The 20,820-nt window shown below is 64.9% G+C and carries 18 protein-coding genes; 3 read left to right on the plus strand and 15 right to left on the minus strand.

The features are described from left to right. Positions 1 to 35: 35 nt before the first annotated feature. Genes FME97_RS05585 through FME97_RS05600 form a run of 4 tightly spaced genes read right to left on the minus strand, consistent with a single transcriptional unit; the run spans position 36 to position 7,375 of the window. The gene (locus FME97_RS05585; protein ID WP_141428267.1) at positions 36 to 2,441 is read right to left on the minus strand and encodes an ABC transporter permease; all 2,406 of its coding nucleotides are present in this window, start codon (positions 2,439 to 2,441) and stop codon (positions 36 to 38) included. A gap of 3 nt (positions 2,442 to 2,444) precedes the next feature. After that, entirely contained in the window at positions 2,445 to 4,808 is a 2,364-nt protein-coding gene (locus FME97_RS05590; RefSeq protein ID WP_141428268.1) for an ABC transporter permease, read from the minus strand. 17 nt (positions 4,809 to 4,825) lie between these two features. Next, the gene (locus FME97_RS05595; RefSeq protein ID WP_141428269.1) at positions 4,826 to 6,088 is read right to left on the minus strand and encodes an efflux RND transporter periplasmic adaptor subunit; all 1,263 of its coding nucleotides are present in this window, start codon (positions 6,086 to 6,088) and stop codon (positions 4,826 to 4,828) included. A 30-nt stretch (positions 6,089 to 6,118) separates the two neighbouring features. After that, on the minus strand, positions 6,119 to 7,375 hold the full coding sequence (locus tag FME97_RS05600) for a TolC family protein (RefSeq protein WP_232522944.1): 1,257 nt from the start codon (positions 7,373 to 7,375) through the stop codon (positions 6,119 to 6,121). Between the two features lie 555 nt (positions 7,376 to 7,930). Between FME97_RS05600 and FME97_RS05605 the strand changes: the two genes are divergently transcribed. Next, on the plus strand, positions 7,931 to 9,289 hold the full coding sequence (locus FME97_RS05605) for a sigma-54-dependent transcriptional regulator (protein WP_141428271.1): 1,359 nt from the start codon (positions 7,931 to 7,933) through the stop codon (positions 9,287 to 9,289). After that, entirely contained in the window at positions 9,286 to 10,599 is a 1,314-nt protein-coding gene (locus FME97_RS05610; protein ID WP_141428272.1) for a sensor histidine kinase, read from the plus strand. Before FME97_RS05605 ends, FME97_RS05610 begins: the two co-directional genes overlap by 4 nt. Positions 10,600 to 10,601: 2 nt before the next feature. Here the strand turns inward: FME97_RS05610 and FME97_RS05615 are convergent, their stop codons facing one another. Genes FME97_RS05615 through prmA form a run of 3 tightly spaced genes read right to left on the minus strand, consistent with a single transcriptional unit; the run spans position 10,602 to position 12,586 of the window. Further along, on the minus strand, positions 10,602 to 10,982 hold the full coding sequence (locus FME97_RS05615; protein ID WP_232522945.1) for a hypothetical protein: 381 nt from the start codon (positions 10,980 to 10,982) through the stop codon (positions 10,602 to 10,604). A 30-nt stretch (positions 10,983 to 11,012) separates the two neighbouring features. Next, positions 11,013 to 11,738, minus strand: a complete 726-nt coding sequence (gene recO, locus FME97_RS05620; RefSeq protein WP_141428273.1) for a DNA repair protein RecO — start codon at positions 11,736 to 11,738, stop codon at positions 11,013 to 11,015. A 20-nt stretch (positions 11,739 to 11,758) separates the two neighbouring features. Then, positions 11,759 to 12,586, minus strand: a complete 828-nt coding sequence (gene prmA / locus FME97_RS05625) for a 50S ribosomal protein L11 methyltransferase (protein WP_141428274.1) — start codon at positions 12,584 to 12,586, stop codon at positions 11,759 to 11,761. A gap of 78 nt (positions 12,587 to 12,664) precedes the next feature. Here prmA and xerD point away from each other — a divergent pair, with 78 nt between their 5' ends. Continuing rightward, positions 12,665 to 13,561, plus strand: coding sequence for a site-specific tyrosine recombinase XerD (xerD, locus tag FME97_RS05630; RefSeq protein ID WP_141428275.1), 897 nt, complete (start codon positions 12,665 to 12,667; stop codon positions 13,559 to 13,561). Between the two features lie 186 nt (positions 13,562 to 13,747). Here xerD and FME97_RS05635 read toward each other — a convergent pair whose 3' ends face one another. The 8 genes from FME97_RS05635 to folK are packed head-to-tail and all read right to left on the minus strand — an operon-like array spanning position 13,748 to position 20,818. Next, positions 13,748 to 14,098 (minus strand): cytosine deaminase, encoded by a 351-nt coding sequence (locus FME97_RS05635; RefSeq protein ID WP_141428276.1) that lies wholly within the window; start codon positions 14,096 to 14,098, stop codon positions 13,748 to 13,750. Then, complete coding sequence (locus FME97_RS05640; RefSeq protein WP_141428277.1) at positions 14,058 to 14,885, minus strand: DUF4296 domain-containing protein; 828 nt, start codon at positions 14,883 to 14,885, stop codon at positions 14,058 to 14,060. The genes FME97_RS05635 and FME97_RS05640 overlap by 41 nt, the downstream gene beginning before the upstream one ends. Further along, entirely contained in the window at positions 14,885 to 16,093 is a 1,209-nt protein-coding gene (locus tag FME97_RS05645) for an ABC transporter permease (protein WP_141428278.1), read from the minus strand. Before FME97_RS05645 ends, FME97_RS05640 begins: the two co-directional genes overlap by 1 nt. A 58-nt stretch (positions 16,094 to 16,151) precedes the next feature. Next, entirely contained in the window at positions 16,152 to 16,487 is a 336-nt protein-coding gene (gene rbfA, locus FME97_RS05650; RefSeq protein WP_141428279.1) for a 30S ribosome-binding factor RbfA, read from the minus strand. A gap of 12 nt (positions 16,488 to 16,499) precedes the next feature. Then, on the minus strand, positions 16,500 to 17,309 hold the full coding sequence (locus FME97_RS05655; RefSeq protein ID WP_141428280.1) for an outer membrane beta-barrel protein: 810 nt from the start codon (positions 17,307 to 17,309) through the stop codon (positions 16,500 to 16,502). Position 17,310: 1 nt separating this feature from the next. After that, on the minus strand, positions 17,311 to 19,347 hold the full coding sequence (locus FME97_RS05660; RefSeq protein WP_141428281.1) for an Ig-like domain-containing domain: 2,037 nt from the start codon (positions 19,345 to 19,347) through the stop codon (positions 17,311 to 17,313). Continuing rightward, a complete protein-coding gene (locus FME97_RS05665; RefSeq protein ID WP_141428282.1) occupies positions 19,344 to 20,321 on the minus strand; it encodes a hypothetical protein in 978 nt (325 codons plus the stop codon). Before FME97_RS05665 ends, FME97_RS05660 begins: the two co-directional genes overlap by 4 nt. Next, complete coding sequence (folK, locus tag FME97_RS05670; RefSeq protein ID WP_141428283.1) at positions 20,318 to 20,818, minus strand: 2-amino-4-hydroxy-6-hydroxymethyldihydropteridine diphosphokinase; 501 nt, start codon at positions 20,816 to 20,818, stop codon at positions 20,318 to 20,320. The genes FME97_RS05665 and folK overlap by 4 nt, the downstream gene beginning before the upstream one ends. Between the last annotated feature and the right edge of the window lie 2 nt (positions 20,819 to 20,820).

Consider the following 20,820-nt stretch of genomic DNA (forward strand, 5'->3'; position numbering starts at 1 on the left):
TTTTTAAGATTAATGAATCGTTGTCGGTTTCGGTATCATTCGGACTTGACCGAATCGGCGGGATTCTCCGAGGCGGCGCGCCACGAACGGACGGTGACCGTCAGCACCGTCACGGCCAGCACGGCCAGCAACGCCGCAGCGAAGACCCACCAGTGCATCGGCACACGGTAGGCGAACGTCGAAAGCCACCGCGAGACGGCCCACGCGCTCAGCGGAGCCGCCACGGCGAAGCAGACGAGCACCATCGCGGCGTAACGCCGGTTGAACATACGGAGCACCTCGCCCGTCGTGGCGCCCATCACCTTCCGGATGGCGATCTCCCGCCGCCGGCGCTGCGTCTCGAAGAGCACGATCCCGAAGACGCCCATCAGCGCGATGACCACGGACAGCAGCGTGAACAGCCCGACCACGGTCGAGAGACGACGCTCCTTGCCGTACTCGGCTCCCAGCTCCTCCCCGAAGGTGCGGACCTGCAACTCGCCCGGCGTCAGGCGCGGGTCCGTCTCGACGATGCAGCGGCGAATCCACTCGGTCACCGAAGCGATGTCGGCATCCGGCGCATGGCGGACGTAGAGCACCCGTGCCGAACGGCCGCCCGAGAGCTGCGACATCTCCTCGGGCAGGACGTAGAAGACGAAGGGCGCGACACCGTACTGCAAAGGCTTGAAATTGAAGTCGGCGCAGAAACCCACGATGGGGTCGTCGTCGCAGAAGCCGCCGATCGGATCGCCCAGATGCAGGTCGAACTCGCGGCGTGCCGCCTCGTTGCAGATCAGCGAGCCGACCGGCTTGCGGTCGTCGGAATCGAGGAAGTCGCGGCCGTCGGTGACGGGAATGCCCATCATGCGGAGGAAGTTCCACTTCACGATATAGGCCTGGAAGCTGACCTGCCTGCCCTTGAACTCCCGGCTCCAGCCCATGCGGCTCACATTGACCAGCCGTCCCTCGGCCCCCGTGACGTCGAGGATGCGGGGATCGGAGAGAAGCCTGTCGCGCAGGACGTCGTAACTCCTGGCGGCGGTATTGGACAACCGGACGGCCACGAGGTCGCGCTTGTCGAATCCCATGTCGTGATTCATCATGTAATCGTGTTGCAGACGGATGAAGCCCGTGGCGACGATCAGCCCGACGGCGATCGTGAACTGGACCCCCAGCAGCACCGTGCGCAGCAAACGCCCGCCCGCGGTCCCCGAGAAGGAGCCCTTGACGACCAGCGCCGGAGCGAACGAGGTGATGTACCACGCCGGATAGAGGCTCGCGGACAACGCCATGACCAGCGCCACGGCGACGACGGCGGCCACGACCGGCAGATTCTCCGAAAGAGCGAGCGACGCGGAGATGTAGCTGGCGAACTCCGTACCCTTGACGAAGAAGGCCAGATACCATGCCGCGAAAAGCGAAACGACCACCAGCCCGACAGCCTCGAAGACGAAACCGAAACGCAGCGAGGAGGCGGACGCGCCGAAGACCTTGAAGGTATTGACCGTGCGGATGCGGACGGGAACCAGCGCGAAGAAGAAGTTCACGAAGTTGATGAAGGCGAGCACGATCACCAGCAGGGCGATGCCCAGCAGCGTCCAGGTCGTCGCCTCGGACCCCTGGGCGCACGGCACGCGGGCATCGGTCTCGAAGTAGAGCTGCGGAAGGGACGAAAGCCGGACGGGCAGCTCGTCCGAGGTATATCCGCCGTCCGCAGCCGCTTCGGCGTTCATTTCGCGGCGCACCCCGTCCCAGAAGGCGACGAACTGCCCGGGATCGGTCCCGGGGCGCAACTTGACGAAATAGTTGAAACTCCACTCCGACGGATCGTCGAGACACCTGTCGCCCAGATCGTAGGCGACCTCGCACTCCGCGAGCAGCGAATTGTCGGGAAAATCCTCGAAGACGGCCACGATCTCCCGGGCGTTCTCCGGCGAGGGATTCTCGGTATCTACCCAAAGCATGTCGCCCACGCCGACGTCCAGCCGTTCGGCCGTCCGGCGGGAGACGATGACGCTGCCGGAACGGGCCATGTCGTGCACGTCGCCCTCGACGGAGCGGAACGAGAAGACGTCGAGCAGCGGCACGGAGATCGCGCCTGCGGAGACCGCGAACTTGTCGTAGCCCATCCGCGAGGCGTTCTGCCGCCAGACCAGACCGGAACCGAAGCCGCCCCACGAGCAGCCTCCCGCCTCGACGCCGGAAGCCGAGGCGATGACCCGTTCGGAAACGGGCCGGTTGATCCACGACTGCCACGAGCCGGGTTCGTACCAACTCTGCAACTCGACGAGGTAGATGCGGTCGGCATCGGGAATCGACCGGTTGTAGGTCAGCTCCCAGCGCACCTGGACCAGAATGATGTAGAAAGCCGTGAAGGCCAGCGTCAGGCCGACGATGTTCAGCAGCGACGAGGCCTTGTAACGGCGCAGCATCGTCAGAAAGTTTCTGAAAGCGATTTTCATGGGTTATTCGGTTTTGACGGAATCGACGGGATTTTCGCCGGCCGTGCGCCAGGAGCGGACGGTGACGGTGAGGACGGTGATCGCGAGCACGATCACAAGGGCCGCGAAGAAGACCCACGCACTCAGCGGCACGGCATCGACGAAGCCGCGGAGCCAGACCGAGACGCCGTACCGGGCCAGCGGCGCGGCGACGAGGAAACTCACGAGGACGATCCGCACGAAACGCAGGTTGAACATGCGGAGAACCGAAGCCGACGTAGCGCCGCAGACCTTGCGGATGCCGATCTCCTTGCGGCGGTGCTGGGTCTCGAACAACACCAGCCCGAAGACGCCCATCAGCGAGACGAAGATCGCCAGCGCGGAGAACGCCGAGACGAGCACGCCGGCGCGGAAATCCTTGCGGTAGAGGGTATCGACCGCCGTATCGAGGAACTCGATGTCGGGTTCGAGCGGCGTGACGGAGTGCAGCGACCTGCGGATGTGCTCCACGGCCGCGGAGAGGTCCGCCCCGGGAGCGATGCGGATATAGCAATAGGAGAGCGGAAGCGTCCACCCCACGGTCCCCGGAACGAAGAGCGCGAAGGGATCCTCGGCCCGGTGGCGGGAGTAGGCGCGGAAGCCGTCGGGCAGGAACCCCGCGATCTCGCCCCAGCCCGAAACATGGCGTGTCTCCGAAATGCAGTCGCCGGGGCGCATGTCCCACCTGCGGCGGGCCGTCTGGTTGAAAATATAGGTTCCCTGCTCGCGCAGCGGATCGGCGTCGGAGAAATCCCTTCCCTCGGAGGGCCGGACGCCCAGTACGCGCAGGAATTCGGGTGTCACGACGAGCACCCGGAAAGAGATGTCGCCCCGGTCCCGGTAGGGGCGCGCCCAGCCGGAGAAGTTCTCCTCGGCGCCGAACCGCTGGAAGGCGAAGGCCACCTCCTCGATCTCGGCGCGGGACTTCAGCGCTCCGACCAGCGCGTCGCGCCGCTCGAGCGCCCCGGACGTCAGACTGACCACGACGACGCGGTTCCGGTCGTATCCCGTGGGGTAGCGGCGCAGATAGCGGTTCTGAAGGCCGACGAAAAGCGCGGCGACGATCAGCCCGATCGAAATGACGTACTGCACGCCGACGAGCGCCATGCGGTAACGGCGGCCCGCCGCGGAGTGAGAGAACGTCCCCCGGACGGCCAGCACGGGACGGAAGGAGGTCATGTAGAAGGCGGGATACAGCCCGGCGACGAGCCCCACGCCCAGCGCGACCAGCGCGCACCACCCCACGAGCGGCCGGTTCGCCGCGAAGGACATGTCGGCATCGACATACCCGGCGAAGGGCGTGCCGGCCAGACAGCCGACGAGGCAGAGCGCCGCGAGGTAGGCGGCAAACGCGACGGCGACGGACTCGGCCAGCAGCGAGAGGCGCAGCGACGGGACGCCGGCGCCCAGAATCTTCTGCAAATTGATGAGTTTCATCCGCACGGGAGCCAGCGCCGAGGCGAAATTGACGAAGTTGATCGAGGCGATGACGATGACCAGCACGGCGACGGCCAGCAGGATGTCGGTCATCCGGCGGTTGCCCTTGGTCGGGAAGTCGTAGAGGATGTCGCGGGCGAAGTAGATGTCGCGGACGCAGGTCAGCCGCACGCCGACCTCCTCCGAGCCGTAAAAGGCACGGATGCGGTGGTTCATCTCCGCGGCGACCTCGTCGCGCGAGGCCGGCGAATCGAGGCGGATGAAACACATGTAGTTGTGGGACGACCGGAAGGGCTCGAAATCGGAATCGGAGCCGCCCCGGCAAATCCAGTTCGGGAAGACCGAATTGGCAGGCAGGTCCGCATATACGCCGCAGACCGTGCAGGTCTCCCCGCCGATCCGGACGATCCGCCCCACGGCCGGCTCGTCGCCGAACATGCGCCGCGCCAGCGACCGGGGCAGCAGCAGCCCCGCGGAGGTGTTCAGTCCGGCGGCGTCGCCTTCGGTGAGACGCAGCCCCAGAACACGCACGAAGGAGGAATTGCACCGCTTCACCGTCTCGCGGAAGAGCCTGCGCTCGCCGTTCGGCTCGGGGACCTCCAGCTCCAGCCCGGGGCCCAGCATCTCCAGCGCCGAAGCCGCCTCGATATGGGCCGAGGAGCCTGCCAGGTCGGAAATCAGCGGATAGTTCAGCATCGTGAACCAGGAGTCGGCCAGCTCCGGAGAGCGCATCTCGACCCGGAAGATCCGTTCGGAGCCGGGGTGACACGTATCGAACCCGTATTCGAAACGCACCTCGATCAGGATGACGAGAAAGGCGGCGAAGGCCACGGCCAGACCCGCGACGTTGAGCGCGACGGCCGCAGGATAACGGCGCAACGCCGTGAAGAGGTTTTTCAGAATGACACGCATGGCGGACGGATAAGGAGTCAGCGGTTGAGAATCAGCACGTCGTTCGCACCGTAGTTTTCATAGCCCGAAACGATCACCCGCTCGCCCGGCTCCAGGCCGTCGAGCACCTCGTAGTACTGCGGATTCTGGCGGCCGATGCGGACCGGACGCTTGAAGGCACGGTCGCCTTCGGGCGAAAGGACGTAAACCCACGCGCCGCCCGTGGTCTGGTAGAACGACCCGCGGGGAATGATGACCGCTTCGGAGGGCTGCCCCAGCTCGAGGTGCAGGTAGTAGGTCTGGCCGCTGCGGATGTTGTCCGGATGGGGTCCCCGGAAGGTGAAGTCGGCGCGGAAACGGCCGTCGCGCACCTCGGGATAGACCTTCCTGAGGCGCATCGTGAAGTTCGTATCCTGCCGTTCGAACGAGGCGTCGAGACCCGCACGCACGCGGTCGATGTAGCTCTCGTCGATCTGCGCCTCGACCTTGTAGTCCGACAGGTCGTTCACCTGTCCGATCTTCTGGCCCGAAGTGACGGACTGTCCGAGCACGACGTCCAGCAGCCCCACCTCGCCGTCGATGGGCGACTTGACGTTCAGGTTGCCGATGCGCTCGCGGATGAGCTGCATGTTGCGTTTCATGTTGTCGAGGTTCTCCTCCATCTGCTCGATCTGCACGGAGCGGTAGAGCGAATCCTGAATCTGACGCTCGACGTTCAGCTCGCGTTTCTTGGCCGCCAGCTCGTAGTCCTCCTTCGACTGCAACCACTCCTCGCGGGCGATCAGGTCGTTGCGGTACAGCTCCTCGTTCTGGCGCCACGTGCGCCGCTTGCGCTCCACGTCGAGGTCCAGCTGCACCTTGTCCAGCCGCAGGTCGAGCTTTTCCTGCTCCATCGAAATCAGCGTGTTGCGTAGGATGTTCTGCTTCTCGGCCAGTTCGGCCTCGCTGTTCAGTATCTCGAGCGTGAGCGACGTGTTGCTCAGCACCACGAGCACGTCGCCCTTGCGGACCGTCGTGCCCTCCTCGACCACGAGCCGTTCGACGACGCCCGCTTCGAGCGGGCTGAGCTGCACGGTGGTGATGGGCTGCACCTGCCCCGTGACGCGGATGTAGTCGTTGAACTCGCCGCGCACGACTTCGCCCACGGAAATCGTGCGGGCGTCGATGCGCAGCGTCGAGGAGTCGTCGCGCAGCAGCAGCCACACCACGAAGACCAGGAGCAGGGCCCCGGCCAGATAGGGAAGGCCCCGCCTGGTGAACAGGGCGCGGATGCCCTTCTTCTTTTCGATACGGATGTCCATGATATGTCGGTTGTTTTTTCGTCAGCGGATTCAGCGGATGAGGGGCTCGCCGTTGTAGTACTCCACCAGGCGGACCCGGACGATGTACTGGAGGCGGGCGCGGAGCCGTTCGGAACGGGCCTGAAGCAGCTTGTCGGCCGCCGTCTGGAGGTCGAGGGCCGAGACCATGCCCCGTTCGTACTTGCCGGCGACGGCGTCGTAGGCCAACTGCGCGGCGTCGGATTTCTTCGACGCCTGCACGAACTCCTTGCCGTAGCCGAGCATCTGCTGGTAGGCCTGCGCGATCTCGCTCTGCAGGGCGCGGAGCGTCTCGACGCGGCGCAGCTCGGCGATGCGCCAGTTGTTGCGGGCGCGGTTCAGGCTCGTGCGGCGCGACAGCCCGCCGAAGATCGGGATGCTGAGCTGCGCGGAGAAGTAGTAGCCGCGGTTGTCGCGGAACTGCGCCGGAAAGGCGGCGTACTGCGTGCGGTCGTCGAGGTTCATGAAGAAATTGGTCGAATAGCCGCCGCCCACGGAGATCGAGGGATAGAGGTTGCCTTTGGCCACGGAGAATTGCAGACGCGAATGGCGGACGTCGTAACCGGCGGCCAGCGCCTTGGGATGGTTGTCGAGGGCGTAGGCCAACACGTCGTCGAAGGGAACCGTGCCGGCGGGAGTCCCGACGGCGATATCGGTGTCGATGACCAGCGGACGGTCCGCCGGATAGTTCATCGCCTCCGAAAGGGCGATCTCCGCGAGCGCGAGGTTGTTCTCCTGCTGGGTCACCAGGTAGTCGTCCGAAGCGCACTGCGACTCGACCTCGGCGACGTCGGCGGCGCTTTTAAGCCCCAGTTCGAGCAGCTTGCGGCTCTTGGCCAGCTCGGCGGCGCTGGTCTCGAGCTGCTCGCGGGCCAGCCGCACGCTCCCCGTATAATAGACCACGTCGAAATAGGCCTCCATGGTCCGGAGCGCGACTTCGTCGCGGGCCAGTTGCAGCTCCTCGACGCCTTGCAGACGCATCACCTTCGCGGCGCGGACGGTGTTGATCCCCGTGAGGCCCGCGAAGAGAGGCATCTGTCCCGAAGCGGAATAGGAGTTGTCGAAATTCGAGACGTCGGTGTAGGTGTTGGTCTCGGGATCGACCGAACGGCCGAAACTCGTGGAGGCGCTGACCGCACCGTTCACCGAGGGGACCAGCGCGGCGACGGAGGCGATGTAATCCTGCCGGTAGTTGCGGTTGGCGTAATCCTGCCGGCGGACGGCGGGACTGTGTTCGACGGCATAGCGCATGCAGGCGTCGAGCGTCATCGGGGCGGAGGATTCCGGGGCGGACACGGTGTCGGGGACCGGCGCGGCGGCGGGTGCGGCGACGGAATCAGAACCGGGGACGGACACGGACACCGTATCCGGGACGGACGGAAAGGAGCGCGCGTTCCCCGCCGCCCCGGAAAGAGCGGGAAGCGGAGAGGCTACGACTCCGGCGGAGATACCGGCGGAGATACCGGCGGACGGTCCGGCCGCGAAGGCGGCGGATGTCCGTAAAGCGGGTGTCCATAAAATAGACGCCAGGGCGATCAAAACCGTTCGTTTCATGCGGATTTTCAACTGTTCTCTCTTTGCCCGCAACACTTGCCAACCCGATGCCAAACCGGATAGACGGATGAACGACAGGCGGTTGCATTTCACGCCCGCTGCCCGGAATGTAAAATATTTTTACACTTGCGTAAAAAATCTGGACACCGGAGGTGCGTTTTCCGGCTGAAATAACTAATTTTATCCTCGAAAAGAGGCGTACAAAGGGATTTTTCCGCATGCGGAAGCATCGCCGGACACGGCGGAGACGACACCAAACGACCGAAAAACATGGCAAAAGAGGGAACACTGCTCGTCGTGGACGACAACCGCAGCATCCTCGCGGCACTACAGTTGCTGATGGGGAACTACTTCGCACGCGTGCTGACGCTGCCGACGCCCAACCGGCTGGCGACGCTGCTGCGCGAGGAGCCGATAGACGTCGTGCTGCTCGACATGAACTTCACGGCGGGAATCAACACCGGCAACGAGGGCATCTACTGGCTGCGGGAAATTCACCGCACGCGGCCCGACGTCAAGGTGGTGCTCTTCACGGCCTACGCCGACATCGATCTGGCGGTGCGGGCCATGCGCGACGGGGCGGTGGATTTCGTGGTCAAGCCGTGGGACAACGAACGCCTCGTGGCGGCGCTGCGCAACGCCTACAACCTCGCCCGCTCGCAGCGCGAAGTGAAGCAGCTCAAGGAGATCAAACGCGAGCTGAAACAGGAGGAGCCCATGTTCTGGGGCGGCAGCCCGGCGATGGCGCGCATCCGCGAGATCGTGGAGAAGGTCGCGGCGACGGACGCCAACATCCTCATCACGGGCGAGAACGGCACGGGCAAGGAGATGCTCGCGCGCGAGATACACAACCGCTCGGCGCGCCGGCGGGAACTGATGGTTCCGGTGGACATGGGCGCCGTGCCCGAAACGCTGTTCGAAAGCGAACTGTTCGGCCACGTGAAGGGAGCCTTCACCGACGCCCGGACGGACCGCGCGGGCAAATTCGAGGTGGCCGACCGCGGCACGCTCTTCCTCGACGAGATCGGCAACCTGCCGCCCCGCCTGCAATCGAAACTCCTGACGGCGATCCAGAGCGGACGGATCGTCCGCTTGGGCAGCAACACGCCCGTGAAGGTGGACATCCGCCTCATATCGGCCACGAACCGCGACCTGTTCGGCATGGTGGCCGACGGGGAGTTCCGCGAAGACCTCCTCTACCGCATCAACACCATCCACATCGACCTGCCGCCGCTCCGCCAGCGGCGCGAGGACATCCTGCCGCTGGCCGAAAAGTTCCTCGGACGCTACGCCGCGAAGTACAACAAGCCGATCGAGGGGTTCGACGAAGCCGCCGTGCGCGAGATGCACGACTACCCGTGGGCGGGGAACATACGCGAGTTGCAGCACACCGTGGAGAAGGCGGTCATCCTCTGCGACGGACGCACGATCGCCCCCGCCACGCTGCTGCTGCGCCCGGCCCCTGCGGAGACATCGCCGAAAACGGGATTCTCGACACTCGAAGAGATGGAGCGGGCGATGATCGCCGAGGCCGTGACCCGCTGCGGCGGTAACCTCACGGAGGTGGCGCGCCAGTTGGGCATCACGCGCCAGACGCTCTACAACAAGATCAAACGCTACGGACTATGAAACGGCACGAAGGCATCGCGTACGGACCCGTGGCGGGGTACGCCGCCCTGCTCTCCGGATCGGCCGCGGCGCTGGGCTGGGCGGTGACCAGCCCGTGGTATCCGCTGGCGATTCTCTTCGTGCCGCTCCTGCTGCTGGCGCTCTACCGCCTGCTGCGCCTCTACGGCAATTCGATCCGCCGCGTGACGTTCATGTTCAATGCCGTGGACAACGACGACCTGACCTTCCGCTTCAACGACGATCCCTCGAAGGTGGACAGCGCGATGCTCAACGCGGCGCTCAACCGCATCAAGGAGATTCTCCTCCGCGCGAAGATGCGGGCCGAGGAGCGCGAACGCTACTACCAGCTCATCATGGAGTGCGCGCAGACGGGGCTCATCACGATCAACGACACGGGAAGCGTCTATCAGGCCAACGGCGAGGCGCTGCGCATCTTCGGCATGCAGCGCATGACCCATATCCGGCAACTGGAGACCTCCGCTCCGGAGGCCTGCCGGGCACTCGCGGCGATCCGCCCCGGGGAGAAGCTCCGCGTGACGTGCGTCACGGAGAGCGGAGAGATGGCGCTGACGCTCGGCTGCTCGGAAATCGTGCTCGAGAAACAGCGGCTGCGGGTGGTCACCGTGGGCGACATCAACAGCGAACTGAACGAAATGCAGATCGAGTCGTGGAGCAAACTGACGCGGATTCTGACACACGAAATCATGAACTCGCTCGCGCCGGTCACCTCGCTCAGCGACACGCTGCTCCACCTCGGGAGGCCGCTCGACCGGGACGTGGAGCAGGGGCTCGATACGATCTCGGCGACGAGCCGGCGACTCATGGCCTTCGTCGAGAGCTTCCGCCGCTTCACGCGGATCCCCGAACCGCAGAAGGAGCCGTTCGAGGTGCGGGAGCTGGTGCGGCAGGCGGTGGCGCTGACCGCGGCCGAGGGCGGAGGAATCGAGATCGCGACGGACATCGAACCGCAGGAGACACTCATCTACGCCGACAAGGCGCTGATGGGACAGGTGGCGGTCAATCTGCTCAAGAACGCCCGCGAGGCGGTGGGCGGCAGACCCGGAGGACGCATCGAAATCAGGGCGCGCATAGACGCCGCCGAACACGTCGTGATCGAAATAAGCAACAACGGCGGGGCGATCCCCGCCGAAGTGACCGAAAATATCTTCACGCCCTTCTTTTCGACCAAGACCGACGGCTCGGGCATCGGACTGAGCGTCTCGCGCCGCATCATGCAACTGCACGGAGGCTCGCTGCGCCTGACGGCCAACACCGACAGCCGGGTGACCTTCACGCTGCGGATCGGATAGCCTCAGCGCGGCATCGGAAACGACAGCGTCCGCGCATCGAGGTAGGAGTCGGGGAACGCGCCCCAGTTCCACGCCTGGCCGTTCGAGAGCGTGATGTGCGGAATCAGTCGCAACGAATTGTTCTCGGTGACCCGCACCTTCGAGGGAAGGTTGTTCATCGGAACGAGCACGAGCGAGGTCATGGAGACGGCGGGCTGGATTTCGAGCGGCTCCATCGTCTCGTAGTCGGGACGCCAGTAGCGCATGTGCGTCATCGAATCGGGGTATTCCAATTCCCGGAGCCGGGTCGAATCGGGACGTTCGCGCCGCAACTCGGGCGGCTGCTGGGCCGGAGCGGTCAGCGCTGCGGCGAGCGCAAGGACCGCAAGCAACATCTTTCTCATAATCGCCTCCTTTCCTTTCTATTTCAAACGTCAGAATACCTCTTTTAGTATGCGGACCGACTGCACGGCGCTGATGGCGTCGAGGTGGTAGCCGAAATAGACGAGCATGGCGTTCAGAAAGTCCGAACGCTGCGCACGGTTGAGCGGAATCGTCCCCAGACGGCGCACGTCGCAGTGCAGCAGCTCGTCGAGCAGGCGGGCGCACTCCTGCGACATGACCCCCGGATGCGACGGGCGCACGGACGCGTACTCGCCCTCGCGGATGTCGAACCAGGCGCCGGGCGTGTAGTCGTTGCCCGGACGGTAGCCCAGCAGACGGCTCAGGTTGGCCAGAAACCAAAGGTGGAAGTTCGCCACCCCCTCCCGCATCGCGTCGAGCGCCCCGACCGAGTTCCAGACGAAGGTGAAGAGCGGCTCGTTCGGCTCGCACTCCCGGACCAGGCGGTACAGCACCTCGGCCATGAAGAGCGCCATGGTCGATTTGCGGACGTCGAACGGCAGACTTTGCAGCGCGAAGCCCGCACGGACCTCGCGGAAGCGGTGCATCTCCTGCCGCGGGGACTCCAACCCCTCGAACTCGACGGGAAAGACGGGCTGGAACAGCGCCAGCTTCGAACCCCGGCCGCTGCGGCTGCGGACCCCCTGAACCATGTAGCTGCGCCGTCCCCCGACGTCGGTGAGCAGATAGACGACCATCGACGAGTCGCCGTATTTGAGCGTATGCAGCACGATGCCGCGCCCCTTGTAGGTCTTCACGATCGGAAAAGCGGAATCGGTTACGGCCGCCGGACGTGCGCCAGCATCCACCCGTCGCGGGAGGCGCTCCCGGCGAGCGTCAGCCCCTCGCGCGCGGCGGCGCCGGCGATCGCCGGAAGATCGGCCTCGAGAAAACCGCTCATCACCAGATCGCCTCCGGCGGCGAGCGCCGCGGCATAGGCCGGCATGTCGGCCGCGAGGATGTTGCGGTTGATGTTCGCCAGAATGAAGTCGTAACGCCGTCCGGCGATGCGCCGCACGTCGCCCAGCATCGGAGAGACACGGTCCGCGACGCCGTTGGCGGCGACATTCTCGCGGCAGTTCGCATCGGCCCAGTCGTCGATGTCCACGGCGTCCACGTGCGCGGCGCCGCACTTCGCGGCGACGATCGCCAGCACGCCCGTACCGCTGCCCATGTCGAGCCCCGTGCGGCCCGCCACCCCGAGGTCCAGCACGGCGCGGGCCATGAGCCACGTGGTCGCGTGATGACCCGTGCCGAAAGACATTTTGGGCATGAGGACCACCTCCGTCTCCCCGGCCGGGGCCGGTTCGTGGAAAGGCGCCCGGATGCGCAGGCGCCCCTCGACGTCCACCGGAGGGAAATTACTCTCCCACAAGGCATTCCAGTTCTGCGTCTCGATGACGACATAGCGTCCCGGAGTCCCGTAGCGCGCCAGCAGGGCATCCACCCCGTCCTTGCAGTCGGCCAGCGCTTCCCGCCGGATGTAAGCCTTCAGCACGCCGCCCTCCGTCTCGAAACTCTCGAACGGAAAGTCGGCCAGTTCGGCCGTCAGAATCTCGGCCTGTCCGTCGTCCGCACAGGGGACGTTGAGCACGGTGTAATCCATAAAAATTATGATTATGTAAAATTTTCGTACCTTCGCACGGACAAAGTTAGCGATATTCTCCGAATCGGACCGGGCGAAATGGCAGAAAATACGAAAAAGTGGGAAGAGACCGGACGGCGTTACCGCACCTACATAAAACTGGAAAAACGGTTGTCGGCGAACACCGTGGAGTCGTACATGCGCGACCTGAGACAGTTCGCGCACTTCATCCTGCGCATGTACGACGTCGCGCCGGCCAAGGTCGAGGAGCCGATGATCCGGCGCTACATGGCCTGGCTCTACGACCGGGGGCGCGAAAAGACCTCGCAGGCACGGGCGCTGAGCGGCGTAAGGAGCTTTTTCAACTTCCTCATGCTGAACGACCGGATCGAGTCGTCGCCGGCGGAGTTCGTCCCCGCGCCCAAGTTCGGGCGGCAGCTACCCGACGTGCTCACGACCGACGAAATCGACCGCATCGTCGCCGCGGCGGACGCCCCGACGACCAAGGGGCTGCGCGACAGCGCCATGCTGGAGACCCTCTATTCGTGCGGACTGCGCGTCTCGGAGCTCACGTCGCTGCGGATGCAGGACCTCTTCTTCGGCGAGGGGTACATCCGCGTGACCGGCAAGGGCGACAAACAGCGGCTCGTGCCGATCAGCGCCGCGGCGCGGGACCGCATCCAGCTCTACCTCGAAAAGCGCCGCGCCGCGCGAACCGGCGAGGAGACGCTCTTCCTGAATAACCGCGGCGGGCGGCTGACGCGGGTGATGATCTTCACGATCCTGAAGGAGGCAGCCCGGCGGGCGGGAATCGACAAGCGGATCTCGCCCCACACGTTCCGCCACTCGTTCGCCACGCACCTGCTCGAAGGGGGCGCCAGCATCCGGCAGGTGCAGGAGATGCTGGGGCACGAAAGCATCCTGACGACCGAAATCTACACGCACCTCGACAACAGCCGCCTGCGGCAGACGGTGGAGGAACACCTTCCGATCTGACCGCAGGGGAAAAGGGCGACGGACCGCCGGAACGGCAAAGGGAAACCGGACGGAACGGGCGATCCGGAAAGCGTCCGGCACAGGACGGAGCCGGAAAGAGACCGGAGAGACGGAGCCGAGCGGACAGACCAAACGGAGAGGGGCGGCACGGAAACGGCCCGGAAGGAGAAACGGACGGACGGAACGCTACAACCGCCGGATCCGCGACTGCGCCGTGAGCCGCAGCGTATCGTAGTCGAGACCCGAAATCACGACCAGCACGCCGTCCGAACGCACGAGACCGGGCAACTGTTCGGAAAGGGAGGCGGAGGCGGCGCGGAGGCGTTCGAAAACGGCGCGGCAGTCGGACGGGAAGCCGGGGACGAGCAGTCCGGCGTAGAACTCCGTGGCGGGGAGCCGGTCGGGTTCGCCGCAACTGCGGACCGAAAGGATGCGGCCCCCCTCCGCGACCTCCACGAGCGGATCGCGGACGATGCCCCGGGGCGTCCAGAGCCGGTTAGAGGCTATCCGCCGGCATGGCTGCGCGGAAGAATTCATCGGCGAAGATACGGACATTCAACTGGCTGTCGTAAAGCCGCTCCACCGCATCGGCGGCGGGCGGCGTGTGGTCGATACGGATCCGGCTGACTGTCATGGAAGGCCGCTCGGGACGGCCGTAGAACCCCAGCAGATCGACGTGCAGGCGGCGGTGGACGGTATCGGCGGTCAGCGTGCGCGTGAAGGTCTCCTCGCGGTTGCGGCGGAGACTCGTCGTATAGACGCCTGCCCGCGAACCGTCCTCCTTCTCCAGCCACACCGTCGCCTTCACGCCCCGCCGGTTGCGGTCGAGCGAGTCGATCAGGTAATGCGCCGTGATGCGGTACTCGCCCGGCTCGACGTCGATCGAGAAGGTCAGCCGCGCCGTGTCGCGCAGCGAGCCGACGCGAAGCAGCGAATCGGCGAACACGGTGCGCGTGAAGGTCCGGCAGGCCACGTTGTCGATCGTATCGAGGATGGCCACCCGGCGGTTATAGACCTTCCCTTCGGCTTCGAGCAGGTCGATGGCCCGCTCGACGACGTCGCTCAGGCGGGCGCTCTTGCGCTTCGAGAAGTTGCCGATCGTATAGTGCACGTCGTCGGTCGTATAGCCGTAACGGGCGAAGATCGGCTCGTAGATACGCAGCGAGTCGGTCGGGATGCGCTCCTCGGAAATATAGGCGTTGGAGAGGAATGCGTCGCGGAAGATCATCGCCAGCGTCTCGTCGGGAATGATCGTATGGCGGGCGCAGGCCGCGGCGAGCAGCCCCAGAAGCGCCAGAAGCGCCGTGCGGAGAGGTCGTTTCATCATCGTTTTCCGTTTTTTATCATGCCCCGCACCGTGATGCCGGTCAGCAGCAGCGCGACGGCGGCGAAGGCCGCCAGCACGGCCGCGAGGTCCGCAGGGCGGAACTCCACGGGGTAACTCTTCGTAAGAAAGGTTTCGGCGGGAATCTCGATCAGCCCGAAATGCTGCTGCACGAGGCTCGCGCCCACACCGAGCACGACACCGGCGGCGGCCCCCAAGGCGCAGATCAGCAGCCCTTCGGCGCGGAACACGGACCGCACCAGCCCCAGATCGGCCCCCAGGGCGCGGAGCGTGGCGATGTCGTCCCGCTTCTCGACGATCAGCATGGCCAGCGCCCCCACCACCGAGAAGGAGGCCACGACGAGCACCAGCAGGGCGATGAAGAAGATGCCCCACTTCTCGTAGGTCATGATGCGGTAGAACGAGGCGCGCAGCTCGTCGCGCGTGCGGACGCGGAATCCGTCGCCCGCCTCCTCCGCCACGGCCCGGCGGACCCGCTCCGCATCGGCCCCGGGAGCGAGCCGGACGACCAGCGAGGAGACGCGGTCCGGATAGTTGAAAAGGCGCTGCGCCAGCTCCAGCGAGGTGAGGACATAGCTCTGCTCGGTCTCCAGGTCGAGGGAGAAGATCCCGCCCACCGGGACCGTGCGGCGCGTGTAGTTCTCGATCGGCAGCAGCGAGGAGAACGATCCCCGACGGACGGCGTAGAGCGCCACGTCGGCATCGGCGAGCGACCGGACGCCCAGCGTCCAGGCCATCGCCTGCCCGACCACGAGGTAATTCCGGTCGCCCTCGCGGACCCGCCACGCGCCCGTCACGACGGCGTCGGAGAGCGGGAAGACCGTCCCGTAGGCGTCGTCCACACCCCGCACGACGGCGGTGGCCTGTCGTCCGCCGCGCTCGAGCAGCGCACTCTGCTCCAGCAGGAAGGAGACGGCCCCGACACCCGGGATGCGGGCCAGCGCGGCCGTATCGACCGCCCCGGCGGAGAAGGTCCGGCCCTGCCGCGGGGTGATGCTCAGGTCGGGATCGAAGGCCGAATACATGGAGCGCACGAGCGACTCGAAACCGTTGAAGACCGACAGCAGGACGATCATCGCAGCGACAGGCATCGCAACGGCCGCGACGCTCAGTCCCGAAATCAGATTGACCACCGACCGGGAGTGAGGCGAAAAGAGATAGCGGCGAGCGAAGAGGCGTGCGAGCATGGGCTGGAGCGGTTACGGCCGGGAGCGGCGGAACGGGTTGCGGCGGACGGCAGGCATCCTATTTCAACGCCTGTTCGATATGCTCGATGTATTCGAGCGAATCGTCGAGGAAAAACTGGATTTCGGGGACGTTCTTCAACTGGTTGCGGATGCGCTGGCCCAAAGCCCGGCGGATGAACCAGTTCTGCTGTTCGAGGGTCTTCATCATCCCGGCGCTGCGCTCGAAGGGGAAGACGCTGACATAGATTTTGGCGTATCCGAAGTCGGGCGACACGCGCACGGCCGTAACCGTGACGAGCGACCCGCGGACGACGGCCGCACCCTCCTTCTGGAAGATTTCGGCCACGTCCTTCTGAATCTGCTTGGCGATTTTCTGCTGACGGGTGGTTTCCATAGCTGTCTCGATTTACAATTCGTATTTGAACACTTCGCGGTTCTTCGACCGTTTGGGCCGCGGTTTCCAGGTCTCGAAGCCCTCCTTGTTGAAGCGGTAGTTGAGCCCCACGGAGATCGTCAGGTTGTCGAGCGGCGACCGCATCGGCGTCGCCGGGAAGGGATTCTCCGGACCGTCGATGCCGCCGTCGGCATAGCGGTTGCGGTTGCGCACGATGTCCGAATAGCCGAAGTAGTAGCGCACGCGGAAGTTCAGTTCGTAGCGGCGGATCAGGAAGGCGATGCCGCCGCCGCCGGCCAGTCCGTAGCCCCACCGGCTGTCGCGCGGCGTCTTGAAACGGTAGTCGCCCCGCCAGTCCGCTTCGCCCCGCCGCTTCGCCTGCTCGTTCTCGTAGGTGGAGGAGAGGTTATAGGAGAAGGTGGCCGCGGCCTCGAAATAGACTCGCACATGGTTGCGGATCATGTAGAAATGCGGCTGCCAGACGACCGGCATCACGAGCGTATTGACATGGCGCGTGTAGTAGAGGTAGTCCTTCTTCTCCTCGACCTGCGAGGAGTTGGTCGCGAAGGAGAATCCCGACTGCTGAAATTCGAGGTCCACGCCGAAGCCCCCCACGAAACGCTGGCGGCCGTAGTAGCGCCACGTGAGGCCGCCGCTGTACATGCCCCACAGGGCGCGCATCTCCTGCTGGGGCTGGAAACGGCCGTTGGCCATGCCGTAGCCCGCGATGAAGCCCAGCGTATGCTGCGCCGAAGCGCCGTTCCAGGCCAGAAGCGCCGGCAGCACCGACGCCGCCGCAAGAATATATCGTCTCAGTGTCATCCTATCTGAACGTGTTGAACATGCTGCCCGCGGAGTTGAAGTTCGCGTTCGAATTGTTCTGCTGACGGTTTCTGTCGTCGCGCTTCGGGCCCTCCTTGGCGCGCTTCTCCGCCTCGCGCCGCTGCCGCTGCGCCTCGCGCTCGTCCAGCAGGCGCGAAAGCGACTGCATCGTGACGGGGGCGAAGATCCGGTTCATGTCCATCGTGAACTCGATCTCCCAGTTGGTTTTCGTGGCGAAGGTGTCCTCGCCCTCCGCATTGACGAAGAATTCGGCCCGCTCGGGCTGGCGGCGCTCCACCAGATTGCCCGAGTCCCATTTGCCGTTGCCGTTGCGGTCCTCGATGATGCGGAACTTGATGTCGCCGGCCGGGACGTAGTTGAACCGGATGTCGCCCGTCCCGACGTTGCGCTTCTCCTGCTTGAGGGAGTTGTTGCCGTCGAGCAGTTGCACGATGTACTTCGTACCGTCGTCGCGCCCCACGACATGAATCTTCACCGTGGCGAACTTCTCGGGATCGAAGACCGTGTACTTGCCGATGATCGAATCGTTCGAGAAACCCGCGACGTCGGTGATGGCCCCGGCGGGAATGGTCAGCGTATATTCGCCCCCGAGTTTCCAGGGGGCGGAAATGTGCCAGCGGAGCAACTGCGCCGTGTCGGGGCGCATGTGCACGGGAACGTCCTCGATCGACTGGTCCCCGGCCGTGAAGGTCAGCAGCAGCGCCGCCGAATCGAGCCGTGCGAGAGGATAGTCGAAATCGACGGTCAGGTGCTCCTCGGGGTTGATCTCGCCCGAAAGCGGGAGTTTGAAGGCGAAGGGATTCTCCTTCTCGGGTTCGGTCCACTCCTCGCCCGCCGCCTCGGCCTTACGGCGTTCGCGTTCGAGGCGTTCGCGCTCGCGCTCCTGCTCCTTGGTCTCGATCAGCCGCCACGGGAGTTTCAAATCCTCGGTGACCTCCTGCAGGCGATTGACCGTGTCGTGCTTGAAGTAGGTGATCGTGCCCTTGATCGTGTCGGGAAGCGACGCCGAAGGGACGTTGAACCACAGTGCGATCGTATCGCGCCCCTCGGTCTGCGGGTCCACGATCACCCGGTCCTCGGGAATGCTGTCGAAACGCAGCGAGGTGATGCGGGGATTCGCCGCGCCGAAATAGAGCATCGCCTTGTGCTGCAGGGGCCGCTCGCTCTCGGAGAGGAGCTGGCGGCGGAACGCCTTGTCGGTGAACATGCGGAAATAGAGCTGCGGCTCGGCGGTCACATACTGGCGCAGCGAGTCGTACCAGATGGCGAAATCGGGCATCTCGGCCGGGTTGTAGGTCCCGTCGAGGAAGCCCACCTGGTCCGAACCCGGTTCGTACATCTGGTTGTCGTTCTTGTCCTCGACGGCATAGATGCGGTAGGGAATCGGCTTGAGGTTCTGCGCGATGAAGATGCCGTTCGTCTCGGCGCGGGCGATGACGGCGGGTTTGTACTTGAAAATCGTGGAGTCGTATTCCGGGACGTTCTCCACCGAGTCGGCCGGGAAGAACCAGATGAAGCTCTTCGACACGGAATCGGCCTTGTAGCTGTCGGCCGTATAGCCCGAAAAGACCATCGAGTCGATCTCGGGGCCCGTCGAGAAGACGTAGCGCATCGAATAGAGCGGGTTGCCCTCGTTGTTGTCACGGATGGCGCTGCCGAAGTTGAGCGAATAGGTCGTATTGGGCAGCAGCGTGTCGCGCAGTTGGATGACGATGCCGCGCCCGCGCTGGGTGATCGTCGGCTTCTTCTTCATCTGCGGCGAGGTGAAGAACTCCTTCTGCTGGTCCTTGATCTGGATGAACTCGTCGAACTCGATGTAGATCTTTCCATGGTTCACCGTAGGCCGGTTCGTGGAGAAGTTGTCCGGGACCATGTTCACGATCACGGGAGGCAGCGAGTCGATCGGACCGCCCGTGGGGGTCATCATGCTCGCGCAGCGGCTCAGAAAGGCCGACGCGAAGAGCAGCGCGACGACGCCGCGCAGCAGGTTCAGGGTATGTCGTCTGCGGGTATTCATCGCCGGGCGGTATTTTGCGTCTCCTGCTCCTCCCGATCGGGATCGAGCGCCTCGTTCACGATGCGCCAGCCGTCAAGCACGTCGATCCAAACGCCCCGCCACGGCCGGAAGAGCACCTCGAACGTCGGACTTGCGCCGTCGAGGTCCACGCTCTGCTGCGAATAGGCGTAAAGGCGATTGACACGGTCCACGACCACCACCATCAGCGACTCCACGCTGACCTGCATCGAGAAGAGACCCGTCTCCTCGTCGGCATAGGCCTGGAACGAGGGCGTGGTGCGCGTGTCGTTCTCGTCGCGCTTCGAGGTGATGCGGCCCGCATAGGCGTCGTCGTAGGAGGCGATGCGCCAGGCGGTCGTATCGACGGCATAGGCATAGACCTTGAGGTTGCCGGGATCCTCGAACGGCGCGGCGGCGGCGTCCTCGGCGCTCTGCAACAACGGGCGCACGTAGGTGTCGAGCCGCTGCGGAGGCGTATAGAACTCGTTGAAGAAGCACCAGTTGCCGTCCTTGTAGGAAGTGCCCTCCTTCCACGTCTTGAAGATCAGCGTCACGTAGAGCGACGGCAGCGTCTCGACAAGCTCCTGCTCCGTGTAGGCGTAGAGCCGGTGTTCGGTATCGACGGCCAGGATCATCCGCCGCTCGGCCATCGGCAGCGACATGCGGACCCAGCCCGTCGTGCCCTCCTGCGCGTAAGGCTCCGAGGAGGCGACGGCCTGCAACTGCGCCGAAGGGTCGTCCTTCAGCGAGGCGATGCCGTTGAGCGCATCCTCGTAGGAGGCGACGGTGTAACGGGCCGTATCGGCATCGAAGGCGTAGGCCACCACCCCATCGAGCGGTTCGTAGGGATCGGTCGAAAGGGTCTGCGCGAGCGGCTTGAGCACGTATTCGGTCCTGTCGCTCGAGGTGTCCTTGAGACACCCCGCGAGGAGCGCGGCGGCAGCCAGCGGCGCGAGGATTCGGGTCGGATTCATCGTTCTCTCTTTTTTCGCAGCGCCTCGAGCATCCCGCCGACGGTCTCCCCCGTCACGGGATGGCGGCGCAGGCGCATGATTTCACACAACGGCACGAGGGCGAACTCCCGTTCGGCGAGCCGGGGATGCGGAACGGTGAGCCGCTCTTCGCGGATCACCTCGTCGTCGTAGAAAATGATGTCGATGTCGATGGGGCGCGAGGTGTATGCGGCTCCCGTGGAGGCCTTCTCCACGGCCTCGGCAGCACGGTTGCGCCCCAGGTCGCACTCGATGCGCTGCACGGCGTCGAGCACCTCGAGCGGCGAAAGGTCCGTGGTGATCTCCAGGGCCTGATTCGAGAAGCGCGCCGCCGAAGCGAAGCCCCACGGCTCGCTCTCGTAGCGGTGCGAACAGCGCAGGACTGCGCCCACGCGGGCATTGACGAGCTGCTGCGCCGCTTGCAGCGTGCGCTTCACGTCGCCTTCGTTGCCCCCCAGAAGAAGTGTCACTCGTGCCATCG

It is taken from the genome of Alistipes dispar, from assembly GCF_006542685.1.
Classification (GTDB): domain Bacteria; phylum Bacteroidota; class Bacteroidia; order Bacteroidales; family Rikenellaceae; genus Alistipes; species Alistipes dispar.